Annotated in this window: 23 protein-coding genes; 16 read left to right on the top strand and 7 right to left on the bottom strand. The window is 71.1% G+C overall.

Annotated elements, in window-relative coordinates:
- Nucleotides 1-40: 40 nt before the first annotated feature.
- The 3 genes from OOK07_RS02560 to OOK07_RS02550 all read right to left on the bottom strand — a co-directional run bounded on the left by OOK07_RS02560 (nt 41) and on the right by OOK07_RS02550 (nt 3,603).
- Entirely contained in the window at nt 41-481 is a 441-nt protein-coding gene (locus OOK07_RS02560; RefSeq protein WP_266794841.1) for an SPW repeat protein, read from the bottom strand.
- A gap of 138 nt (nt 482-619) precedes the next feature.
- On the bottom strand, nt 620-1,993 hold the full coding sequence (locus OOK07_RS02555) for a cryptochrome/photolyase family protein (protein WP_266794840.1): 1,374 nt from the start codon (nt 1,991-1,993) through the stop codon (nt 620-622).
- A gap of 80 nt (nt 1,994-2,073) precedes the next feature.
- A complete protein-coding gene (locus OOK07_RS02550; protein ID WP_266794839.1) occupies nt 2,074-3,603 on the bottom strand; it encodes an SDR family oxidoreductase in 1,530 nt (509 codons plus the stop codon).
- 224 nt (nt 3,604-3,827) lie between these two features.
- Between OOK07_RS02550 and OOK07_RS02545 the strand changes: the two genes are divergently transcribed.
- Nucleotides 3,828-3,992, top strand: a complete 165-nt coding sequence (locus tag OOK07_RS02545; protein ID WP_266676443.1) for a DUF8839 family protein — start codon at nt 3,828-3,830, stop codon at nt 3,990-3,992.
- Between the two features lie 29 nt (nt 3,993-4,021).
- Here the strand turns inward: OOK07_RS02545 and OOK07_RS02540 are convergent, their stop codons facing one another.
- Entirely contained in the window at nt 4,022-4,933 is a 912-nt protein-coding gene (locus OOK07_RS02540; RefSeq protein ID WP_266676441.1) for a LysR family transcriptional regulator, read from the bottom strand.
- A 138-nt stretch (nt 4,934-5,071) separates the two neighbouring features.
- Here OOK07_RS02540 and OOK07_RS43395 point away from each other — a divergent pair, with 138 nt between their 5' ends.
- The 6 genes from OOK07_RS43395 to OOK07_RS02515 all read left to right on the top strand — a co-directional run bounded on the left by OOK07_RS43395 (nt 5,072) and on the right by OOK07_RS02515 (nt 10,574).
- Entirely contained in the window at nt 5,072-5,155 is an 84-nt protein-coding gene (locus OOK07_RS43395) for a putative leader peptide (RefSeq protein WP_351532065.1), read from the top strand.
- Between the two features lie 110 nt (nt 5,156-5,265).
- Entirely contained in the window at nt 5,266-6,387 is a 1,122-nt protein-coding gene (gene sfnG / locus OOK07_RS02535; protein ID WP_266676439.1) for a dimethylsulfone monooxygenase SfnG, read from the top strand.
- 33 nt (nt 6,388-6,420) lie between these two features.
- Nucleotides 6,421-7,638 (top strand): acyl-CoA dehydrogenase family protein, encoded by a 1,218-nt coding sequence (locus OOK07_RS02530; protein WP_266794838.1) that lies wholly within the window; start codon nt 6,421-6,423, stop codon nt 7,636-7,638.
- A gap of 22 nt (nt 7,639-7,660) precedes the next feature.
- The gene (ssuE, locus tag OOK07_RS02525; protein ID WP_266676435.1) at nt 7,661-8,215 is read left to right on the top strand and encodes an NADPH-dependent FMN reductase; all 555 of its coding nucleotides are present in this window, start codon (nt 7,661-7,663) and stop codon (nt 8,213-8,215) included.
- A gap of 5 nt (nt 8,216-8,220) precedes the next feature.
- Nucleotides 8,221-9,405 carry an SfnB family sulfur acquisition oxidoreductase gene (locus tag OOK07_RS02520; protein ID WP_266676433.1) on the top strand — a complete coding sequence of 395 codons (1,185 nt, stop codon included), beginning with the start codon at nt 8,221-8,223 and terminating at the stop codon, nt 9,403-9,405.
- 23 nt (nt 9,406-9,428) lie between these two features.
- Entirely contained in the window at nt 9,429-10,574 is a 1,146-nt protein-coding gene (locus OOK07_RS02515) for an LLM class flavin-dependent oxidoreductase (RefSeq protein ID WP_266794837.1), read from the top strand.
- A gap of 39 nt (nt 10,575-10,613) precedes the next feature.
- Here OOK07_RS02515 and OOK07_RS02510 read toward each other — a convergent pair whose 3' ends face one another.
- Together OOK07_RS02510 and OOK07_RS02505 are read right to left on the bottom strand one after the other, a co-directional pair.
- Complete coding sequence (locus tag OOK07_RS02510) at nt 10,614-10,952, bottom strand: nuclear transport factor 2 family protein (protein ID WP_266676429.1); 339 nt, start codon at nt 10,950-10,952, stop codon at nt 10,614-10,616.
- A gap of 255 nt (nt 10,953-11,207) precedes the next feature.
- Complete coding sequence (locus tag OOK07_RS02505; RefSeq protein ID WP_266794836.1) at nt 11,208-12,257, bottom strand: acyl-CoA dehydrogenase family protein; 1,050 nt, start codon at nt 12,255-12,257, stop codon at nt 11,208-11,210.
- 98 nt (nt 12,258-12,355) lie between these two features.
- On the opposite strand from OOK07_RS02505, the gene OOK07_RS02500 reads away from it, so the two are divergent.
- From OOK07_RS02500 to OOK07_RS02480, 5 genes are all read left to right on the top strand, one after another.
- Nucleotides 12,356-12,712, top strand: a complete 357-nt coding sequence (locus OOK07_RS02500; RefSeq protein ID WP_266683279.1) for a YciI family protein — start codon at nt 12,356-12,358, stop codon at nt 12,710-12,712.
- Nucleotides 12,712-13,914 (top strand): RNA polymerase sigma factor, encoded by a 1,203-nt coding sequence (locus tag OOK07_RS02495; protein ID WP_266794835.1) that lies wholly within the window; start codon nt 12,712-12,714, stop codon nt 13,912-13,914. Before OOK07_RS02500 ends, OOK07_RS02495 begins: the two co-directional genes overlap by 1 nt.
- A 157-nt stretch (nt 13,915-14,071) precedes the next feature.
- Nucleotides 14,072-15,424, top strand: a complete 1,353-nt coding sequence (locus OOK07_RS02490) for an aldehyde dehydrogenase family protein (RefSeq protein WP_266794834.1) — start codon at nt 14,072-14,074, stop codon at nt 15,422-15,424.
- Between the two features lie 60 nt (nt 15,425-15,484).
- Nucleotides 15,485-15,847, top strand: a complete 363-nt coding sequence (locus OOK07_RS02485; RefSeq protein WP_266676421.1) for an ArsR/SmtB family transcription factor — start codon at nt 15,485-15,487, stop codon at nt 15,845-15,847.
- On the top strand, nt 15,844-16,470 hold the full coding sequence (locus tag OOK07_RS02480) for an SRPBCC family protein (RefSeq protein ID WP_266794833.1): 627 nt from the start codon (nt 15,844-15,846) through the stop codon (nt 16,468-16,470). The genes OOK07_RS02485 and OOK07_RS02480 overlap by 4 nt, the downstream gene beginning before the upstream one ends.
- Nucleotides 16,471-16,529: 59 nt before the next feature.
- Here OOK07_RS02480 and OOK07_RS02475 read toward each other — a convergent pair whose 3' ends face one another.
- Complete coding sequence (locus tag OOK07_RS02475; RefSeq protein WP_266794832.1) at nt 16,530-16,748, bottom strand: hypothetical protein; 219 nt, start codon at nt 16,746-16,748, stop codon at nt 16,530-16,532.
- Between the two features lie 323 nt (nt 16,749-17,071).
- Between OOK07_RS02475 and OOK07_RS02470 the strand changes: the two genes are divergently transcribed.
- The 4 genes from OOK07_RS02470 to OOK07_RS02455 all read left to right on the top strand — a co-directional run bounded on the left by OOK07_RS02470 (nt 17,072) and on the right by OOK07_RS02455 (nt 21,551).
- On the top strand, nt 17,072-17,782 hold the full coding sequence (locus OOK07_RS02470; protein WP_405623197.1) for a chitinase: 711 nt from the start codon (nt 17,072-17,074) through the stop codon (nt 17,780-17,782).
- A gap of 67 nt (nt 17,783-17,849) precedes the next feature.
- The gene (locus tag OOK07_RS02465; protein ID WP_266794831.1) at nt 17,850-19,214 is read left to right on the top strand and encodes a phosphoinositide-specific phospholipase C-related protein; all 1,365 of its coding nucleotides are present in this window, start codon (nt 17,850-17,852) and stop codon (nt 19,212-19,214) included.
- Nucleotides 19,215-19,258: 44 nt separating this feature from the next.
- Nucleotides 19,259-20,182, top strand: coding sequence for an aldo/keto reductase (locus tag OOK07_RS02460; protein ID WP_266676413.1), 924 nt, complete (start codon nt 19,259-19,261; stop codon nt 20,180-20,182).
- Between the two features lie 343 nt (nt 20,183-20,525).
- Complete coding sequence (locus OOK07_RS02455; protein ID WP_266794830.1) at nt 20,526-21,551, top strand: alcohol dehydrogenase catalytic domain-containing protein; 1,026 nt, start codon at nt 20,526-20,528, stop codon at nt 21,549-21,551.
- Nucleotides 21,552-21,622 lie beyond the last annotated feature (71 nt).

Below are 21,622 nucleotides of genomic sequence, written 5' to 3'. Positions count from 1 at the left end.
GCGCGGACCGGCCCTTGTGCCGTCCCTTCCCGGCTTGCGTCTACGCCCTCGGAGCGCTCCGCGCCGCCGTTGCGGCGCACAGCGAACCCAGGACGAGGGCGAGCGCGCCGATGATGACGTTGTTCAGGATCACACCCGCGTCCGGGCCGTCACCGGCCACCCAGGGCGCGATGATCATCCATACGCCCACCGCGCAGAACGCCCAGCTGAGGCCGTACATGCGCTCGGGAGCCCGGGTGAACCCGAGGGCCAGCAGGCCGATCGCTATGCCGATGATCAGGTTGTGCGTCACGAGCGCGGGCTGGCTCGTCGTGTAGTGGAGTATCCATGGCGAAACGGCGCAGTACAGACCGAGAAGGAACACCGGTCCGTCCACGAGCGCCACATCGCGACCGCCGAGCATGCGGGCATACCGCGCCCGCATTTCGGGAACGTCGGGGTGGCTCGTCATGTCCCCTCTGGTGTGTGAGACATCGGCCATGACTCGTCTCCTTCGACTGGCTGGCCTGACCGCGTCTTGGCGCGGTGTGCGGGGAGAGCCGCTTATGTGCATTGTGCTCTTATTTGTTCTTTATGTGTAGAGGTGAGAGACATGTTGGCTCTCGTTGGACGGTGCTCCTCAGTCGCGGCCGCGGGCCTGCCTGAACCGGGTGAGGCCCTCGGACAGTTCGACGATCGGGTCCGGGTAGTCGTCGAGTCCGGCACGGTCGAGGCCCCGCTGCTTCCACGGCTCGTGTACCGCCGGGCCGTCGATCCCGGCGAGTTCGGGGACCCAGCGGCGGACGTAGGCCCCGTCAGGGTCGTAGCGCCTGCCCTGGGTGACGGGATTGAGGACACGGTTGGGGCGGCTGTCGGTGCCGGTGCCCGCCATCCACTGCCAGTTCATCTGGTTGTTGGCGATGTCACCGTCGACGAGGAGGTCCAGGAAGTGGCGGGCGCCCACGCGCCAGTCGACGTACAGGGTCTTGGTGAGGAAACTCGCGGTCAGCAGGCGGCCCCGGTTGTGCATCCAGCCCTCGTACCGCAGCTGGCGCATCGCCGCGTCGACGACGGGGTAGCCGGTGCGGCCCTCCTGCCAGGCCTCGACGTCCTCGCGAGCCTCGCGCCCGGAGCGCCAACGGTCGTGCTTCGTGCGGTAGTCGGAGCTCGCCGCGCCGGGCCGGGCGGCCAGGACCTGACGGTGGAAGTCGCGCCAGGCGATCTGCCGGACGAAGGCCTCGCCGCCCGGACCGCCCGCCCTTCGTGCCCGGTGGACCAGTTCGACGGGGGAGAGGGTGCCGAAGTGCAGGTGGGACGAGAGGCGGGAGGTGGCGTCACCGGCCAGGTCGTCGTGCCGGTCCTCGTACGTGCCGATCCCGCCGCGCAGCCAGGCGGTCAGGCGCTTGCGGCCCTCCGCCTCGCCACCGGCCGCCAGTCCCTCGGACAGGCCCGGCACGCCGGAGCGGGAAGGGAGCGTCTCGGAGCCCGTGCCGTCCGGGACGCGTACGGTGCGCGGCGCGGCGAGCGGGTCGCGCTGGTGGACCTTGGACCACTGCCGGAAATAGGGCGTGAAGACGGCGAAGTGGTCCGAGGAGGCCGGAGTGACCTCGCCGGGGGCGACGGCCGTGGTCACCGTGTCGTGGACGTGCAGCCGCCGCCCCTGCGACTCCAGGGCGCGGCGCAGCCGGCGCTCACGCAGATGCGCGTAGGCGCTGACATCGCCCGCCATGTGCACCTCGCCGGCGTCCGTCTCGGCGACCACCTTGCACACCTCGTCGACGATGTCGCCCGAGCGCACGATCAGGCGGCCGCCCCGCTCCCGCAGAGCGTTGTCGAGGTCGCGCAGGCTGTCGGCGAGGAACGCCAGCCGGTTGGGCGCGGCGAACCCGCAGTCCGCGACGGCCCTGTCGCGCACGAAGAGGGGGACCACCTCATCGGCCTCGTGCGCCGCCAGCAGCGGCGGATGGTCGTACACACGCAGGTCGGCGGTGAACAGGACGACCGAGACGTTCATGGTGCTTCTCCGGGGGAGGAGGGGGAGCCACGGGCGGCCGGTGAGGTGCTTCCGGCCGGGTGGAGCGGCGACCGCGGCCGTCAACTGCTGGACGCGGGATCCGTTGCCGGCGCGGTCGGGGCGCGGGCCGCGGCGAGCGCGATGTTGCGGGCCATGCCGCCGAACACGACGGCGTGGAAGGGGGAGACACTCCACCAGTAGGCGTGGCCCAGCAGCCCGTGCGGGTGGAACAGGGCCCGCTGGCGGTAGCGCGTGCGGCCGTCGGCCTCGGTCTCCGCGTACATCTCCAGCCAGGCCGGGCCAGGCAGCCGCATCTCGGCCCGCAGGCGCAGCAGACGGCCCGGCTCGATCTCCTCCACCCGCCAGAAGTCCAGCGAGTCGCCGGCCCGCAGCCGTGCCGCGTCACGTCGTCCCCGGCGCAGCCCCACGCCGCCCACCAGCCGGTCCAGCCTGCCGCGCACCGCCCAGGCCAACGGGAAGGAGTACCAGCCGTTGTCCCCGCCGATCCCCTCGATCACCCGCCAGAGTGCCTCGCGCGAGGCGTCGACCGGCAGCTCCCGCTCGTCGGTGTACAGGCTGCCGCCCGCCCAGTCGGGGTCGGTGGGCAGCGGGTCGCTGGGCGCGCCGGGCACCGAGGCCGACGACCAGCGGGTGGTGACCTTCGCCTCGCGGATGCGCTGCAGGGCCAGCCGTACCGCCTCGTCGAAGCCGATCGGACACCCGGCGGAATCGGCCACGTAGCGCGCGATGTCGTGCTCGCGGCAGATGACCTCATGGCGCAGCGACTCCGTCAGCGGCCGTGCGATCGACGCGGGAACGGGGGTGACCAGCCCGACCCAGTGACTGGACAGGCCCGGGGTGAGCACGGGGACGGGGACGATGACCCGGCGGGGAAGACCGGCGACCGTCGCGTACCGCGACATCATGTCGCGGTAGGTGAGCACGCCCGGTCCGCCGATGTCGAAGGCACGGCTGACGTCGGCCGGCATCCGGGCGCCGCCGACGAGGTAGCGCAGCACGTCCCGCACCGCCACGGGCTGGATACGGGTGCGCACCCAGCTGGGAGTGATCATCACCGGCAGGCGTTCGGTGAGGTAGCGCAGCATCTCGAACGAGGCCGAGCCCGAGCCGATGACGGTCGCCGCGCGCAGCACGGTAGTGGGCACGCCGGAGGCGAGAAGGATGCGGCCCACCTCGGCCCGGGAGCGCAGATGCGGGGACAGCTCGCCCTCCGGCACGCCCGAGGGCGTCAGGCCGCCGAGATAGACGATGCGCCTCACCCCCGCGGCGCGGGCGGACTCGCCGAAGATCCGTGCCGCCCTGCGATCGGTCTCCTCGAAGCTGTCGCCCGTACCCAGCGCGTGGACCAGGTAGTAGGCGACGTCGATGCCGCGCATGGCCTCGGCCACGGAGTCGGCGTCCGTGACGTCGCCCTTGACCACCTCCACCTGCCCGGCCCAGGGGTGGTCGCGCAGCTTGCCGGGAGAGCGGGCCAGGCAGCGCACGCGGTGGCCCTCGTCGAGCAGCTCCGGCACCAGCCTGCCGCCGATGTATCCGGTCGCCCCGGTCACCAGGCAGTGCAGGGCCGGTCCGTCGTGGTCAGCGTTCATCAGCTCCGGTTCCTTTGCGTCGGCCCCCCTTTTGATCACTTCCACGGATTCCGCCGTATCGGATGCGGGCGTTTCGCCTCGACCGGGTACCCACGAAGGAGGCCGACCAGCGCTTGGGGGAATCGTGCAGGTCGTTACGGTCCGGCACACATGTCGGCGCGCATCGCGGGCAGACGCACCGTACGAAGTCGTGACCGCAAGTCGCTGGTGGAGGTGCTGCCGCTATGGGCGCGAAGGTGTTGGAGCGGTTTCCTGCGGGAGCTCCGCGCGGATCGTGGCCGGCGGAGGAGTACGCGGCCCGGTGCCGCGCCGAGGGCCGGCCCGCGAAAGTGATCATGGACCTCAAGTCGGACGCGTTCCTCGTGGTGGTCCCGGCCGACGACGACTGACCGGACGCGACGGCCGATCGGCCGCTGTGTCACCCGGGCGCTCCGCCCACCTCCCGCGCCCTGCGCACGAACACCTCGTACAGGTTCTGCGCGGCCCGCGGCACGGACTCCGCCCTGCGGCGCTGCAGCATCAGCAGAACCCGGGTCGTGTCGTCGGCGATCGGCCGGTAGGTGATGGTGCCCTGCCGCTCCAGAGGGTCACCGATGATGCTGAAATCCGGCAGCACCGTCACTCCGAGGCCCTCGGCGACCATCAGCTTGCCCATCTCGGCGCCGTCGGTGGAGTACGAGAAGGACGGGCCGCGGCCGTGCAGCAGCCGGTGGACATAGCGGTGCATGACGTAGCCGGTACGCATCGCGATCACGGGCTGGGCGAGCAGGTCGTCCACCGTCACGGTGGTCAGTGAGGCGAGCGGGCTGTCGGGGCGCACGCACACCACCGGCCGCCCGCGCAGCAGTTCCGTGCACTCGACGCCGGCGGGCACGTCGTCGCCGTCCAGATGGTTGACCAGGCCCAGGTCGAAACCGCCCTCCGACAGGGCCCGGTGGATCTCCGTCTGCTGCGCGGCGACCACCTCGACCTGGGTGAGCGGATGCGCGGCCCGGAACTCCCGGACGACCGGAATGAGCAGGGGGACGGTCGCCGCGTTCACCGTGCCCACCCGCACCATGCGGCTGATGCGGTGCTGTTCGCCCGCTGCCGACCGCAGCCGGTCCACCGCGTCCAGCACATTGACGATGTGCGGCAGCAGTTCCCGGCCCTCCGCGCTCATCGTGGCCCCCGACCGCTTGCGTTCCAGGAGGTCGACGCCCAGCTCACGTTCGAGGTTGCGCACCGTCTCGCTCAACGCGGGCTGGGAAAGACGCAGTTCCTCCGCCGCCCGGCGCAGCGAACCGAGCCGGGTCACGGCCGCGATGTATTCCAGTTGTTCCGTTCGCACGACCAGCAGAATGCAGCTGATTTCACGAGCGGTTCAAGGGTTTCCCTGTCACACGTTCGTGAAATTCAATGGTCCGGGATGCGAGACCGGTCGGGTTCTCCTTGACGGCCCTCGCCGCCGGCTGCCACGATCGACGGCATGAAGATGCGACTGGACCTCACGCGGCGACGCCACGTCGACCTCGCGCGCGTCTCCAGCGCCTCCTGTTGCTCCGCGGCCTGATCAACTCCCTGAGATCCGCCGTGCTTTTCCTTTTCTCCGCCTGAATTCACCGCGCCTGCGCACGATGTGAATTCGGCGTGCCTGAAAACATTCCGCAACAGGAGTTCCGCATGTCCGCAGCGCCCGTGAAATTCGCCTACTGGGTCCCCAACGTCAGTGGGGGACTCGTCACCAGCAGGATCGAGCAGCGCACCGACTGGGGGTACGAGTACAACCGCGAACTCGCCGTCCTCGCCGAGAACAACGGCTTCGACTACGCCCTCAGCCAGGTCCGTTACATGGCCAGCTACGGCGCCGAGTACCAGCACGAGTCGACCAGCTTCAGCCTCGCCCTCCTCCTCGCCACCGAACGCCTGAAGGTCATCGCCGCCGTCCACCCCGGCCTGTGGCACCCGGGCGTCCTCGCCAAGCTCGGCGCCACCGCCGACCACCTCTCGAACGGCCGCTTCGCCGTGAACGTCGTGTCCGGCTGGTTCAAGGGCGAGTTCACCGCCCTCGGCGAGCCCTGGCTGGAGCACGACGAGCGCTACCGCCGCGCCGAGGAGTTCATTCGCGCCCTGCGCCAGGTCTGGACCGAGGACCACACCGAACTCGCCGGGGACTTCTACCGGCTGCGCGACTTCTCCCTCAAGCCAAAGCCCCTCAACACCGCCGAGCGCCCGCACCCGGAGATCTTCCAGGGCGGCAACTCCACCGCCGCCCGCGCCATGGCCGGGCGGGTCTCCGACTGGTACTTCTCCAACGGCAAGGACTTCGACGGAGTCGTCGAACAGATCAAGGACGTGCACGCATCCGCGGCCCAAGTCGGCCGTACGGCACCGAAGTTCGGGCTCAACGGCTTCCTCATCGCCCGCGACACGGAGGCCGAGGCGCGCGACACGCTCCGCGAGATCGTCGCCCGGGCCGACACCGAGGCCGTCGAGGGCTTCGGTGCGGCGGTGAAGCAGGCGGGGCAGTCCACGGCCGACAAGAAGGGCATGTGGCAGGACTCCTCCTTCGAGGACCTCGTCCAGTACAACGACGGCTTCCGCACGGGGCTCATCGGCACCCCCGAGCAGATCGCGGAGCGCATCGTCGCCTACAAGAAGCTCGGCGTCGACCTCTTCCTCCTCGGCTTCCTGCACTACCACGAGGAGGTCGAGTACTTCGGCGAGCGGGTGCTGCCGCTCGTGCGTGAACTCGAGGCTCAACTCCCGGACGTGGAGCCCGAGTCCGTCCCCGTTCACGTCTGATCGCCCCCCCCACCGCGAAAGAGGTCAACGAGCATGAGCACCGCCACGCCCACCGACTGGCAGACCCTTCCCGCCCCGCGGACCGCCCAGGACTGGATCGCACGCGCCGCGCAGGTCGCCGCCGTCCTCGCCACCGACGCCGCCGAGCGCGACCGCGCCGGAGCCACCCCGTACGCCGAGGTCCAGCTCCTCAAGGACGCCGGCCTCGTCACCCTGCTCGGCCCCACGGAGCACGGCGGCGCGGGCCAGGACTGGCCCACCGCCTACCGTGTCGTCCGCGAGGTCGCCCGGGCCGACGGCTCCATCGGCCAGCTGCTCGGCTACCACTACCTCTGGTTCTGGGCCGCCCGTCTGGTCGGCACCCGCCAGCAGTGGGAACAGGTGGAGGCCGAGGCGAGCCGGGGCCGCTGGTTCTTCGGCGGGGCCGTCAACCCCCGCGACAAGGACGTGACCGTCACCGAGGACGGCGACGACCTCGTCTTCACCGGCCGCAAGTCCTTCTCCACCGGCAGCAAGGTCTCCGACGTCACCGTCCTCGAAGGCGTCCTGGAGGGCACCGACCAGCACGTCTTCGCGATCGTGCCGTCCGACAGCGAGGGCCTGACCTTCCACGACGACTGGGACAACATCGGCCAGCGCCTCACCGAGAGCGGCGGCGTCACCCTCGACGGCGTGCGCACCCCGTGGTCGTCGGCGGCCGGCTACGTCGACAAGCAGTTCCAGCCGCGCACGTACAGCACGCTGAACGTCCCCACCATCCAACTGGTCTTCGTCAACTTCTACCTGGGCATCGCGGGCGGCGCCCTGGAGACGGCGGCCACCTACACCCGCACCAAGGCGAGGTCCTGGCTGCACGGGGGACACGAGCGGGCGGTCGACGAGCCGTACGTCATCGACGCCTACGGCGACCTCACCGCCAAGCTGTGGGCGGCGGAGGCACTCGCCGACGCGGTCGCCGCCGAGGGTCAGACACTGCACGACGACCCGGACGCGGTCACCCCGGAGAGCCGCGGAGCCTTCGAAGTCCGGGTCGCGGCGGTCAAGGCCCGCGCCACGGACGTCGCCCTGGAGATCGCGAACCGCATCTTCGAGGTCACCGGCGCCCGCTCCACCGCGTCCGCCGAAGGCCTCGACCGGTTCTGGCGCAATGTCCGCACCCACACCCTGCACGACCCCGTCGCCTACAAGCGGCGCGAGGTCGGCCGCTGGGTCCTCGAGGGCGAACTGCCCGAACCCACCTGGTACTCCTGACCGCTTCCCCGAAAGAGGACCCATGGCCACCGTCCTGTCCGTCTCCGGCAGTCCCTCCGCCTCCTCCCGCACCAACCGCCTGCTGCGCCACCTGGACAAGAGGCTGAGCGCGCAGGGCCACGAGGTGATCCCGCTGGATGTCCGCACCGTCCCCGCCGAGGCGCTGCTCGGCGCGGACTTCCGGCACCCCGCCATCGTCGAGGCCACCGAACTCTTCGCGCAGGCGGACGGTGTCGTCGTAGGCACCCCCGTCTACAAGGCGTCGTACTCAGGCGTCCTCAAGGCACTGCTCGACCTGCTCCCGCAGTACGCCCTGGCCGGCAAGACCGTTCTGCCGCTCGCCACCGGCGGCTCCACCGCCCATGTCCTGGCCATCGACTACGCGCTGCGCCCGGTGCTCAGCTCCATGGGCGCGGGCCACATCGTGCAGGGCTGGTTCACCCTCGACAAGGACATCACCGTGCACGAGGACGGCTCGCTGACCCTCGCGCCGGGCGCCACCGAGGCCCTCGCCCAGGTGGTCGACCAGTTCTCGACGGCCATCGGCCGCACGCCGCTGCTGGCCGCGGCGAGCTGAGCGCCGTGTCCGCCCATGTCATCGCCGACGACGCGGAAGCCCTCGCCGTCGCGGCCGCCCTGGCCGAGGACTTCCGTGCGGAAGCCTCGGCCCGGGACGTCGAACGCAGGCTTCCGCGCGCCGAGTTGGACCGGTTGTCGGCCTCCGGTCTGCTCGCCGTGACCGTCCCCGCCGAGCACGGCGGCGCGGACGTCACCGCGTCGACGCTCGCCGAGATCTTCCGGCTGCTCGCCTCGGCCGACGGCAGCATCGCCCAGATCCCGCAAAGCCATTTCGCCTACGTCAATGTGATCCGCCGTCAGGGCTCCGAGGAGCAGCGGAAGTTCTTCTTCGCCGAGCTGCTCGCCGGCCGCCGCTTCGGCAACGCCCAGTCCGAGGCGGGCACCAAGCACGTCCAGGACATCCGCACCCGCCTCCAGCCGCAGCCGGACGGCTCCTACGTCCTCACCGGCGTGAAGCACTACTCCACCGGCGCCCTCTTCGCCGACTGGATCCCCGTCCTGGCCCGCGCGGAGGACGACACACTGCACGTCGCCTACGTTCCCGCAGACGCTCCCGGCCTCCGGGTGATCGACGACTGGGACGGCCTCGGCCAGCGGACGACGGCCAGCGGCACCGTCCGCCTCGACGACGTCCCGGTGCCGGCCGACCGCGTCCTGCCGCACCACCTCACCTTCGAGGGCCCACAACTCCATGGCGCGGTCGCCCAGTTGCTGCACGCCGCCATCGACACCGGCATAGCAGCGGGCGCGCTCGCCGAGGCCGCGGAATTCGTACGGACGAAGAGCCGCCCCTGGTTCGAGAGCGGCGTCGAGACGGCCGCCGAGGACCCGCTGCTGATCCAGCGCTTCGGTGAACTCGCCCTGCGGACAAGGGCGTCGGAGGCACTGCTGCGCGAGGCGGCCCGCGCAATCGACGCGGCGCGCGCCGACCTCACCGACGACACGGCGGCCGAGGCCTCCATCGCGGTCGCCGCGGCGAAGGTGCAGGCCGCGCAGACGGCGGTCGAGGTGGCGAGCGCCCTCTTCGAAGTGTCCGGCACCCGGTCGGCGCTCAACTCCCTGAACCTGCACCGCCATTGGCGCGACGCCCGCACCCACACCCTGCACGACCCGGCCCGCTGGAAGATCCAGCACATCGGCCGGTACGTGCTGAACGGCACCCGGCCGCCCCGCCACGGCCTCCTCTAGCGACACCCTGATCGGAGACCCACGTGTCCCTCACCTTCCACTGGTTCCTCCCCACCAACGGCGACAGCCGCCATGTGGTCGGCGGCGGCCACGGCACCCCCGCCACCGTCTTCGGACGGGACCGGCCGCCGACGGTGTCCTACCTCAGCCAGATCGCCCGCGCCGCCGAGGACCTGGGCTTCGTCGGCGCGCTCACCCCGACCGGTGCCTGGTGCGAGGACGCGTGGCTGACCACCGCGATGGTCAGCCAGAACACCGAACGCCTCAAGTTCCTGGTCGCCTTCCGCCCCGGCTTCGTCTCGCCGACGCTCGCCGCCCAGATGGCGTCCACCTTCCAGCGGCAGTCCGGCGGACGGCTCCTCCTCAACGTCGTCACGGGCGGCGAGAGCCATGAACAGCGGGCCTATGGCGACTTCCTCGACAAGGACGCCCGATACCGTCGTACCGGCGAATTCCTCGAGATCGTCAGGGAGTTGTGGGAGGGCAAGACCGTCGATCTGCACGGCGAGCACCTCCAGGTCGAGGACGCGAGGCTGGCCCGGGTCCCCGACCCGGTCCCCGAGGTGTACTTCGGCGGATCGTCGCCCATCGCCGGGGAGGTCGCCGCCAAGTACGTCGACGTCTACCTGACCTGGGGCGAGCCGCCCGCGCAGGTCGCCGAGAAGATCGCCTGGATCCGGGGCCTGGCGGCCAAGGAGGGGCGTACCCTGCGCTTCGGCATCCGGCTGCACGTCATCACCCGCGACACCGCCGAGCAGGCGTGGGCGGAGGCGAACCGTCTCCTCGACGGCTTCGACCCGCAGACCGTGCAGTCCGTGCAGGCGGGGCTCGCCCGCAGCGAGTCCGAGGGACAGCAGCGGATGCTCGCCCTGCATGGCGGCGGCAGTCGCGACGGGCTCGAGATCCACCCCAACCTGTGGGCCGGCATCGGCCTGGTGCGCGGCGGCGCCGGCACCGCCCTGGTCGGCAGCCACGACGAGGTCGCCGAGCGGATCAAGGAGTACCACGCCCTCGGCGTCGACGAGTTCGTCCTCTCCGGCTACCCGCACCTGGAGGAGGCGTACTGGTTCGGCGAGGGCGTCCTGCCACGCCTGGCCGCACAGGGACTGTGGCGGCACCCGTCCGGCGAGCAGTCCACCCCCGCGACCCAGGTGCCGTTCGCGAGCTAGGACGTGTCGTTTGGATCATGCCGGCGGCGCGGGGCCAGGTCACACGCCACCGCCGAAGAAGACCTGCACCTCCCGGATCAGCCCGTCCCGCACCGTCATCGCCTCGACGTTGCGGTACCGGCCGCCCGACGTGAGCTCGTACTCGTAGTGGACGAGGACGAGTTCCTCGTCGGCCGGGACGACATGCAGCAGCCGCTGCTCCGTGAACCGGTCGGCGGTCGGGAAACACCGTTCGAAGAAGGCTTCCTTGTCGATGTGGTCGTCCCGCGGGCTGGTGAAGGAGAAGTCCTCGGCGTAGAGGGCGAAGGCCGCCTCGCGGTTCTGTGACCGGTAGTGCCGGAACGCCGCCTCGACGACGTCCGTCGGACTGTTGATCATTCGGTCTCCTCGGTCGGACGACTCGGCCCCGTTCCGCCACCGTAGGCCGGGTGCCCACGCCCTCGCACGAGGGCGTAGTGCGAAAGTCCCGCCTGCCCCGACGCCTGGCACGCTCCCCCCCAGTGCCTCAAGGGCGTGGGAAGTGCCTCCACTCGCCGCACCGGGCGAAAGCCAAGGCCCGCATCCAGTACGAGGGCTTCCGCCCGGCACGCCGAGACCTGGCTCAGCCGTCCACGACCTCCCCGGACAGAACGCCTAGTAGAGCTCCGCGAGCGCGTCGAGGTGGGCGCGGCGCACCTCGGGCGTCTGGCCCTGGACCAGGAGGAACATCCCCTCGCGGGCCAGTCGCTGGGCGGTGCCGTCGAGGGCCATGCCACGGCCACCGCCCACCACGATCGCCGCCGTGGTGGCCGCGCGCATGATGTCGTACGCCCGCGTCTTGAGCGCCAGCCGTTCCTCGACGCGCTCGTGCGGGACGGGGTGCTCGGCCAGCGCGTACGCCTGCCGCCGCACCTCGTCCAGGCGTCCGCGCAACGCCTGCGCCGTCTGTGCCTCACCGGCGCCGTCCAGCAGGGCGAGCGCGGCGTCGGCCACCCCGAAGACCGCGGGGGAGGCGTTGGTGTTGCGGGGCCGGTCGACGAGCGCGAACTTCTCCTGCGGGGTGCGCAGCACCACCGACTCGTCGGGCAGCCACAGTCCGTCCAGCTCCAGCGACACCGTACGGGCGGCGCTCAGTGCCGCCAGCCGCATCGGGGGCGAGGGACGCAGCCCCGGCTGCTCGTGGGCCTCGGTGAACGCGAACACCACCTCGTCCGCCTCCGTCACACCGGCGAGCAGCATCACGTCGTTGAGACCCCAGCCCGTGTACCAGGGCACCGTTCCGTCGAAGCGCCACCCGTCCCGCTCGGCGCTTGCCCGCACTGGCACCCGGGGAAAGGCCCGGACGTGCGCGAACGCGATCCCCGCCATCAGCCCGCCGGTCGCCAGCGGACGCAACAGCCGCTCCCGCACCGGGAGTTCGGCGGCGGCGAGCATTTTCACCGGCGTGTGGTGCTGGGTCTGCACGAACCACGTCGAGCAGCACGCGCCGGCCAGGATCTCCGCGACCTCCCGCGCCACCGCATCGGGGGCGCCCGCACCGCCGTACTCCTGCGGCGCGCTCACCCCCAGCAGCCCCGACCGCCTGACGGCGTCGACATGGCTCTCGGGCACGCCCTCCCGGTCGATCCGCGCCGCGTTCGGGGCGAGCAGGTCGTCCGCGAGGGACCGGGCGGTGGAGACGAGTGGGTGCGGTGCGGCGGTCATGAAAGAAATTCTCCCGATCCCGTCGTGCGCGGTGTCGATCCGGGGGTGCGCCGTTCGTGTAGGAGGTGAGAGAAGGACAAGACGCCAAGGAGGACGTCATGCAGTACTACCTGCTCAGCGTGATCACGCCGGCCGAGGGAACGCCGCCCGGGCCGGAGGCCATGGCGGAGATCATCCGCAACCTCGACACCTTCCACGCGGAACTGCGCGAGGCCGGCGCCTGGGTCTTCGCCGGCGGGCTGCACGGCCCCGATACGGCCACCGTGCTGCGGCCCAAGGACGGCGACGTCCTCATCACCGACGGCCCGTTCGCCGAGGGCAAGGAGTACCTGGGCGGCATCTGCCTGATCAAGGCCCCCGACCTGGACGCGGCCCTGGAATGGGGCAGGAAGGCGACCTGGGCGACCACCCTGCCCATCGAGGTCCGCCCGTTCATGCACCAGGCCGAGGACTGATGCCTCAGCCCGGAGAGGCCGACGTCGAGGCCGTGTTCCGTGCGGAGTACGGCCGCGCCGTCGCCGTCCTCGTCCGCTTCCTCGGAGACATCGACCTCGCCGAGGAAGCGGTGCAGGACGCCTTCGCCACGGCCGTGCAGCGCTGGCCGGAGACCGGAGTGCCGCCGAGCCCGGCCGGGTGGATCATCACCACTGCGCGCAACCGGGCGATCGACCGGCTGCGCCGCGAGTCCTCCCGCGAGGCCCGCCACTCCCAGGCCGCCCTGCTGCTCACCCCCGACGCACCGGCCGAGGAGGGCCCCGTGCGCGACGACCGGCTCCGTCTGATCTTCACCTGCTGCCACCCCGCGCTCGCCCCCCAGGCGCAGGTCGCCCTGACCCTCCGCCTGCTCGGCGGCCTCACCACGCCCCAGATCGCCCGCGCCTTCCTGGTGCCCGAGCCGACGATGGCCCAGCGGGTCGTCCGCGCCAAGGCCAAGATCCGCGACGCCCGGATCCCGTACCGGGTGCCCCGTGACGCCGACCTCCCGGACCGGCTGAAGGGTGTCCTGGCCGTCGTCTACCTGATCTTCAACGAGGGCTACACCGGCAGCCCCGGCCTGTGCGCCGAGGCCGTACGCCTCGGCCGTCTGCTGTCCGAGCTGATGCCGGACGAACCCGAGGTCACCGGCCTGCTCGCGCTGATGCTCCTCGTCGACTCGCGCCGGCCCGCCCGCCTGGACGACCACGGCGAACTGGTCCCTCTGCCGGAACAGGACCGTGCCCGCTGGGATTCCGGCCTGATCGCCGAGGGGCAGTCGCTGGTCCGCCGCTGTCTGCGCCGCGGCCGGCCGGGGCCGTACCAGATCCAGGCCGCCATTCAGGCCGTCCACAGCGACGCACCCACCGCGGCCACCACCGACTGGGGGCAGATCCGGCAGCTGTACGACCAGCTCATGGCCGTCGCCCCGAGCCCGGTCGTCGCCCTCAACCGAGCGGTCGCCGTGGCCGAGACCGAAGGGCCCCGGCGGGCCCTCGACCTCGTCGACGCACTGGACCTCGACGGCTATCACGTCCTCCACGCCGTCCGCGCCGATCTGCTGCGCCGCCTGGGCCGCGGCACCGAGGCCGTACGGGCGTACGAGGCGGCCGTCGAACGTACGGAGAACCCGGCCGAGCGAGCCTTCCTGGAACGGCGCCGACAGGAGCTCATCCGTTCGTGACGACCGGCGCGGAAAGTGGCCTCCCGGCACCGGAATCTATTTTGGTGTAGGAAAGGTTGGCATATACACCTGACCGCCATCCCGACGGGCAGGCCCGACCGTCGGGATCGACACCGCACCCGCACGCCGCAAGGCCGTACACCCGCAGCGAGGCATCGTGAACCACCCCGCCCCCGAGCAGTCCACCTCCGAGCAGTCCGCCCCCGAGCAGCCCGCCGACGTCGTGGCCCGGCTGCGCGCCACCTTCCGCACCGGCCGCACCAAGCCCGTCGCATGGCGCACCGCCCAGCTGCACCGACTGCGTGAACTGCTCACGGAGAACGGCCCCGACCTGGCCGCCGCCCTCCACGCCGACCTGGGCAAGAGCTCCACCGAGGCCCACCGCACCGAGATCGACTTCACGATCCGCGAGATCGACCACACCCTCGACCACCTCGCCGAGTGGCTGCGCCCCGAACCCGCCCCGGTCCCGGCCCACCTCGGCGCGGACGCGAGCGCCTGGACGCAGTACGACCCCCTCGGCGTCGTCCTCGTCATCGCCCCCTGGAACTACCCCGCCCAGCTCCTGCTCGCCCCCGTCGTCGGCGCGCTCGCCGCGGGCAACGCCGTGGTCGCCAAGCCCAGCGAACTGGCACCCGCCACCTCGGCCGCGATCGCCCGCCTGCTGCCCGCCTACCTCGACACCGACGCGGTCGCCGTAGTCGAGGGCGGCATCCCCGAGACCACGGCCCTGCTCGCCGAGCGCTTCGACCACATCTTCTACACGGGCAACGGCGCCGTCGGCCGCATCGTCATGCGTGCCGCCGCCGAGCACCTCACCCCGGTCACCCTCGAACTCGGCGGGAAGTCCCCGGTGTTCGTCGACCGCGACACCGACCTCGACGTCGTCGCGGACCGGCTGGCCCGGGGCAAGTTCCTCAACGCCGGCCAGACCTGCGTCGCCCCCGACTACGTCCTCACCGACCCCGCCACCGCCGCCGCCCTGGAGCCCGCGCTCATCCGCGCCGTCGAGGCCCTGTACGGCACCGACCCGCAGATCTCGGGCGAGTACGGCCGCGTCATCAACGAGCGTCACTTCGACCGGCTCTCCGGTCTGCTCGGTTCCGGCCGCGTCGTCGTCGGCGGCGGCAGTGACCGTACGGCGAAGTACATCGCGCCGACCGTCCTGACCGACGTCGACCCCGAGGCGCCCGTCATGCGGGAGGAGATCTTCGGCCCGATCCTGCCCGTGGTCACCGTGCCCGGCCTGGACGAGGCGATCGACTTCATCAACGACCGCGACAAGCCCCTCGCCCTGTACGTCTTCTCCGAGTCCCCCGACACGCGTGGCCGGATCGCCGCCGAGACGTCCTCCGGCGGCCTCGGACACGGCCTGCCGCTGGCCCATCTCACCGTCTCCGACCTGCCGTTCGGCGGTGTGGGGGAGAGCGGCATGGGCAGCTACCACGGCCACTACTCGATCGAGACGTTCAGCCACCGCAAGGCGGTGCTGGAGAAGCCGCTGAACTGAAGCGGGGCACGCCTGGGATCAGGTGCTGCTTATATAAGTGGTGCCTGATATGATTCGCCCATGCACGCCTTCGATGTGCTCGGAGATCCGGCACGCCGACGGATCCTGGAGCTGCTGGCCGACGGGGAGATGACCTCGGGAGCCGTCTGTGAGGTCATAGGGGAGGAGTTCGGGATCTCGCAGCCCGGGGTGTCACAGCATCTGAGGGTGCTGCGGGAGAACGGGTTCGTGACCGTTCGTCCCGAAGGGGCCCGACGACTGTACGCGGTCAACGCCGAGCCGTTGCAGGACATCGACGCCTGGCTCGACCGCTTCCGGCGCTTCTGGAGCCCGCACCTGGACGCCTTGGCCACCGAGCTGGCCCGAGGCAGGCGTGAGCGCCGGCTCCGCGGCACCGACGAACCCCCGAGGAGCACCTCATGAGCGACGTGACCCACGACGTCAGCGCCGTACGCCGGCAGGTCGGCAGGCGCACCTTCAAGGCGGGCGAGGCCCGTGTGGTGAGCGTCGCCCGGTCCTACGACGCTCCGCTCGACGACGTGTGGGACGCCTGCACGAACCCCGAGCGCATCCCCCGCTGGCTGCTGCCGGTGTCGGGGGACCTGCGGCTGGGTGGCCGCTACCAGCTGGAGGGCAACGCGGGCGGTGTGATCGAGCGCTGCGACCCGCCGACGGGCTTCGCCGCGACGTGGGAGTACGGCGGCGAGGTCAGCTGGATCGAGCTCCGTCTGACACCCGAGGAGGGCGGCACGCGATTCGAGCTTGATCACATCGCCCATGCCGACGACACGAAGTGGGCGGAGTTCGGCCCCGGCGCGGTCGGCGTGGGCTGGGATCTGATGGTCAGGGGTCTGTCCCTGCACCTCGCGAGCGGCGCCGCTGTCGACCCGAAGGCGTTCAGGGCCTGGATGGGCTCGGACGAGGGCCGACAGTTCATGGCATCCAGCAGCGAGGCCTGGTTCGCGGCGAACGTCTTTGGCGGGGAGGACGAGAAGACGGCACGCGAGTCGGCGGACCGGACCACGGCGGCGTACACGGGAGCTTGAGCCGGCCGGCCCCGGTTTGCGCCGGCCGCACAGTGCCGCGTCGTGTGCGGCGAGGTCACTCACTCGGCGGCCCAGACCTTCGCCCCGCCGCCGCGCCACTCGATCAGTCCGGACTGCCGCACCCACTCGTCGTCGACGTCCCCCAGGCCCGCGAGGCGCAGGAACTCGACGATGTCCAGCAGTCCGTACGCCATCCCCAGGAAGTGGTCGTCCACACGCACGCGACGGCCGCCGTCCGCGGCGGGCGGGTAGATCACGATGGGCTGTGTGCTGGCCATGGGACCAGCGTGCGGCCTGGGACGCCTGCTCGCATGCGGGACGCCGGTGCACTCACGAGCGCTGCGGCCGAGGCGCGCCGGTGCCCGCTCAAGTACCGCTGTCGGCGCGCCGGTGCTGCGGGTTGTCGTTTCCCGGGGCCGGTGCCGGCAGCCCGGACGGCGGTTTCCGCGCCCCCTCGGCGCAACTTGGCGATCGGAAACGGTGATTGACTGGTCTACACCCTTGACTGGTACAGACCAAAGCGATTGAGTGTGCCTCCACAACCCCCCACCACGGCCGCACCCTTGCCGGGTGCGGCCGTGCTCCGTAAAGGAGTTGATCCGTGTTGAGGCGCCGCATCGCCGCAGTCCTGTCCTCGCTCGCCCTCGGGGGCGCCGTCCTGGCGCTCCAGCCGGCCCCCACGGCTTCGGCCGCCGGCTTCGTGGTGAGTGAGTCGCAGTTCAACCAGATGTTCCCGGGCCGGAATTCGTTCTACACCTACAGCGGTCTGACCGCCGCGCTCAGCGCCTATCCCGGTTTCGCCGCCACCGGCAGCGACACCGTCAGGAAGCAGGAGGCGGCCGCCTTCCTGGCCAACGTCAGCCACGAGACCGGCGGCCTGGTCTACGTCGTCGAACAGAACACCGCCAACTACCCCCACTACTGCGACGCGAGCCAGCCCTACGGCTGCCCGGCCGGCCAGGCCGCCTACTACGGACGCGGCCCCATCCAGCTGTCCTGGAACTTCAACTACAAGGCCGCGGGCGACGCCCTCGGCATCGACCTGCTGAACAACCCCTACCTGGTGCAGAACGACGCGTCCGTGGCCTGGAAGACCGGCCTGTGGTACTGGAATACCCAGTCCGGCCCCGGCACCATGACCCCGCACAACGCCATGGTCACCAGCGCCGGCTTCGGCCAGACCATCCGCTCCATCAACGGCTCCCTGGAATGCGACGGCAAGAACCCCGCCCAGGTCCAAAGCCGCGTCGACGCCTACCAGCGCATCACCGGCATCCTCGGCGTGACTCCCGGCGCCAACCTCTACTGCTGACGCCGGCCCCGCGTCATGGTGTCATGCACCTGACCATTCGACCCTGTCTCGGACGAAGGGCATCACCATGCGCACCCCCCACGCCCTGCTCGCCACGACCGCGGCGCTCGCCGCCACGGTCGTGGCACCCCCGGCCCACGCGACCGCCGCGGTCCCGACGCCGGGCGCCTACTACCTCCAGAGCGCCACGACCGGCCTCGACGCCGCCGACAACGCGGGAGCCGTCGAACAACACAGACCCAAGGGCGACGAGGACCACCAGCAGTGGAGACTGACGGCCAACGGTTCCTCGTACGTCCTGGAAAGCACCGACACGGCGGGCAGCTGCCTCGGCCGATCCGGCGACCAGGCCCGCACCCTCGCCTGCACCAGCACCGAAGCCGCCTGGGAGATCACTCCGTCCGGCACCGACCAGTACACACTGAAGGCCCCGGGCGCCGAGCGGTATCTCACGGTCGCCGCCAGGCCCTCCGGGGGCAACTACCCCGCCCAGCTGGCGATCGGCACGTCCGGCGGCCTCGCCGCCTGGTACCTCACCCCCGTGACGCCGACGACCGCCTCCATGCCGCCCCAGGACCAACGCACCCTGGACCAGGTCACGTTCCTCACCGCGCACAACGCCTACGCCAATGGCGTCGACGGCGGTTTCGCCCCGCCCTTCGTCAACTTCTTCCCCAACCAGGCACGCGGCATCGACCGGCAACTCACCGACGGCGTCCGGGGTTTCATGCTGGACATCCACCAGACCCCGGACGGCGCGATCCTCTGCCACGACAGCTGCACCCTGGTCAGCAGGCCGGTCGCTCTGTGGGTCGACCTCCAGCGCATGGTCGACTTCCTGAAGGCGCACCCCGACCAGTTCGTCACCGTGTTCCTGGAGGACTATGTCGACCCCGGCGTCCTCAAATCCGAACTCGCCCGCGTCAACGGCCTGTCCGACGTCCTCTACCGGCCCGACCGCACCGGCGTCCGGCAGAACGGCTGGCCGAAGCTGTCCGACCTGATCGCCGCGAACCAGCGGCTGCTGGTGTTCACCGACCACAGCCGCTCCGCCGACGAGTCGGCGGGCCTCACCCGTGACAGCTTCGGCGTGATGTACCAGCGCGAATGGACCGTGGAGAACTACTGGTCGATGGGCTCGGGTGTCGGCTCCTCCGACTGGTCCTGCTACAGCCGCTGGTACGCCGCGGACACCAATGTCCCCCTGACCCGCACGGAGTCCGGCTTCCGCCCGCTCTTCGTCATGAACCACTTCCGTGACGCGGCCGTCGCCGCCACCGCGACGACCGACAACACCAAACTCACCGACCGGGCCCGGCGGTTCTGCCAGCCGGCCGCGCGCAAGAAGCCCAACTTCCTGGCCGTGGACCGCTACGACCTCGGCGACCCGGCCGCCGCCGTGAACACCCTGAACACCTACACCTATCCGTAGAGAGGCACAGGCATCCGTAAAGTGCCCGCGGCCGGGTGCGACACATGTGCGAGACTCCGCCGATGACCTCCGAAACGATCACCGCGGACGCCGCGGGCACCTGGAAAATCGCCGACCTCACCGTCAGCCGCATGGGCTTCGGGGCCATGCGGCTGACGGGCACCGCCGCCTTCCACCTCGGCACCCCGACCGACCGGGACCGCTCGATCGCGGTGCTGCACAGGGCGATCGAACTCGGCGTCAACCACATCGACACGGCTGCCTTCTACTTCTCGCAGCTGCGCTCGGCGAACGAGATCATCAACAGTGCCCTGGCCCCGTACCCGGACGACCTCCTCATCGCCACCAAGGTCGGCCCCTACCGCGACTACTGCGGCGAGTGGGGCACCTCCGCCCGCCCCGACCAACTGCGCGGCCACGTCGAGGAGAACCTGCGCCAGCTCGGCCGGGACCACCTCGACCTGGTCTATCTGCGCCGCATGCGCCAGGAGTCCGTCGCCGAGCACTTCGGCGCCCTTGCCGAACTGCGTGAGGCGGGACTGGTCCGGCACCTGGGCCTCTCCGACGTCGAGCCCCACCACCTCGCCGAGGCCCAGGCGATCGCACCGGTGTCGGCCGTCGAGAACCGCTTCGGTCTGGACTCCCACAACCCCGCCACGCACGAACTCCTGCGTGTCTGCGGCGAACAGGGCATCGCCTTCGTGCCGTTCTTCGCCGTCGCGGGCAAGCAGGGACCGCAGGCCGCCGGCGACAGTCACGACGAAGAGGTGCTCGCGGTGGCGCGCGCCCACGACGCGACCCCCACCCAGGTCAGGATCGCCTGGACCCTTCACCAGGGTCCACACGTCCTCGCCATTCCCGGCACGAGCAACCCCGACCATCTCGCCGAGAACGTCGCAGCGGGCGCACTGCGACTGACGGACGAGGAACTGCGACGGCTCGACGCCCTGCACCACGCGGCGGGCTGACGCCGCAGGGCGCTCGGGAGCCGAGGACCACTCGCCGTTCCCGGCACTCCGCAGGCACCCGACCCGCCCCACTGAAGAGCACGGCGGCGTCGTTCCGCGGTATCCGGCGGGCGGTCCCGGCGACGATGCCGACGAAGGCGTCGTAGTCCCGCCGGGTCGGTGCGAGAACTTCCGTCGGCTTCCAAGGAGTAGTAGAAGCGATACGTGTGCGCACCGCCCGTCCGTTGGGCTCCGACCGGTCCACGGCCGGGCGGCCACGCGCTCGCCCAGCCGTTCGGCGCGCGCGACAGATCCACAGCTGGTGTGCTGGTGCAGAGACATTCCGCACTTTCGGGAGAGGCAGATGAGCACCTACCGAGTCGCCCAGGTCGCCGCCGCCGGCGAGCCCTTCGAGATCGTCGAACGTGAAGTGCCGCGGCCGGGGCCCGGCCATGTGCGGATCGCCGTGGAGGCGTGCGGCATCTGCCACAGCGACACCATCTTCGTGAACGCCGTGGTGCCGGGGGTCCGCTTCCCGGTGGTGCCCGGGCACGAGAGCGCCGGGCGGATCGAGGAACTCGGCGACGGAGCGGGGGACATGGGCTGGCAGGTGGGCGACCGGGTGGCCGTCGGCTGGTTCGGCGGCAGCTGCGGCCACTGCGGAGCGTGCCGGCGGGGCGACTTCATCGTCTGCGACAACCTGAAGGTGCCCGGGTGGGCCTACGACGGCGGTTTCGCCGAGTCGATGATCGCGCCGGTCGACGCACTGGCACGCATTCCCGACGCCCTCTCGGCGGCCGACGCGGGACCCATGGCATGCGCGGGCGTCACCGTGTTCAACGGGCTGCGGCGCAGTCCCGCGCTCGCCGGTGACCTGGTCGGAGTGCTCGGCCTCGGTGGACTCGGTCACCTGGGCGTGCAGTACGCGGTGGCGATGGGCTTCGAGACCGTGGCGATCGCCCGCGGGGCCGGCAAGGCGGACTTCGCCAAACAGCTCGGCGCCCACCACTACGTCGACAGCACCGCGGACACCCCCGTCGCGGAGGCGCTGCGGTCCCTCGGCGGCGCCAGGGTCGTCCTCGCCACCGCCAGCAACTCGGCGGCCATCACGGCAACCGTCGAGGGGATGTCGCCCCGGGGCGAGCTGGTCGTCATCGGGGCCGATGCCCAGCCCCTGGGCATCAACCCCAACCAGCTGCTGATGAGCGGCAAGATCATCCGCGGTCACCCCTCCGGTACCGCGCAGGACGTGCAGGACACCATGGCGTTCAGCGCCCTGCAGGGGATCCGCCCGATGGTCGAGACCGTGCCCCTGGAGCAGGCCGACGCGGCCTACCAGAGGATGCTCTCCGGCAGCGCCCGCTTCCGGATGGTGCTCACCAACCGCTGACAGGGTCTCCGGCCACGGTCGCGGCGAGGGCCACGGCCACGGGAGGGCGGCCGCGTCACGACGCGTGCGGG

The sequence above is a fragment of the Streptomyces sp. NBC_00078 genome (assembly GCF_026343335.1).
In the GTDB taxonomy this organism is placed as follows: Bacteria; Actinomycetota; Actinomycetes; order Streptomycetales; family Streptomycetaceae; genus Streptomyces.
Note: the sequence above shows the minus strand (reverse complement) of the source record. Positions and strands in the feature narration are given on the sequence as shown.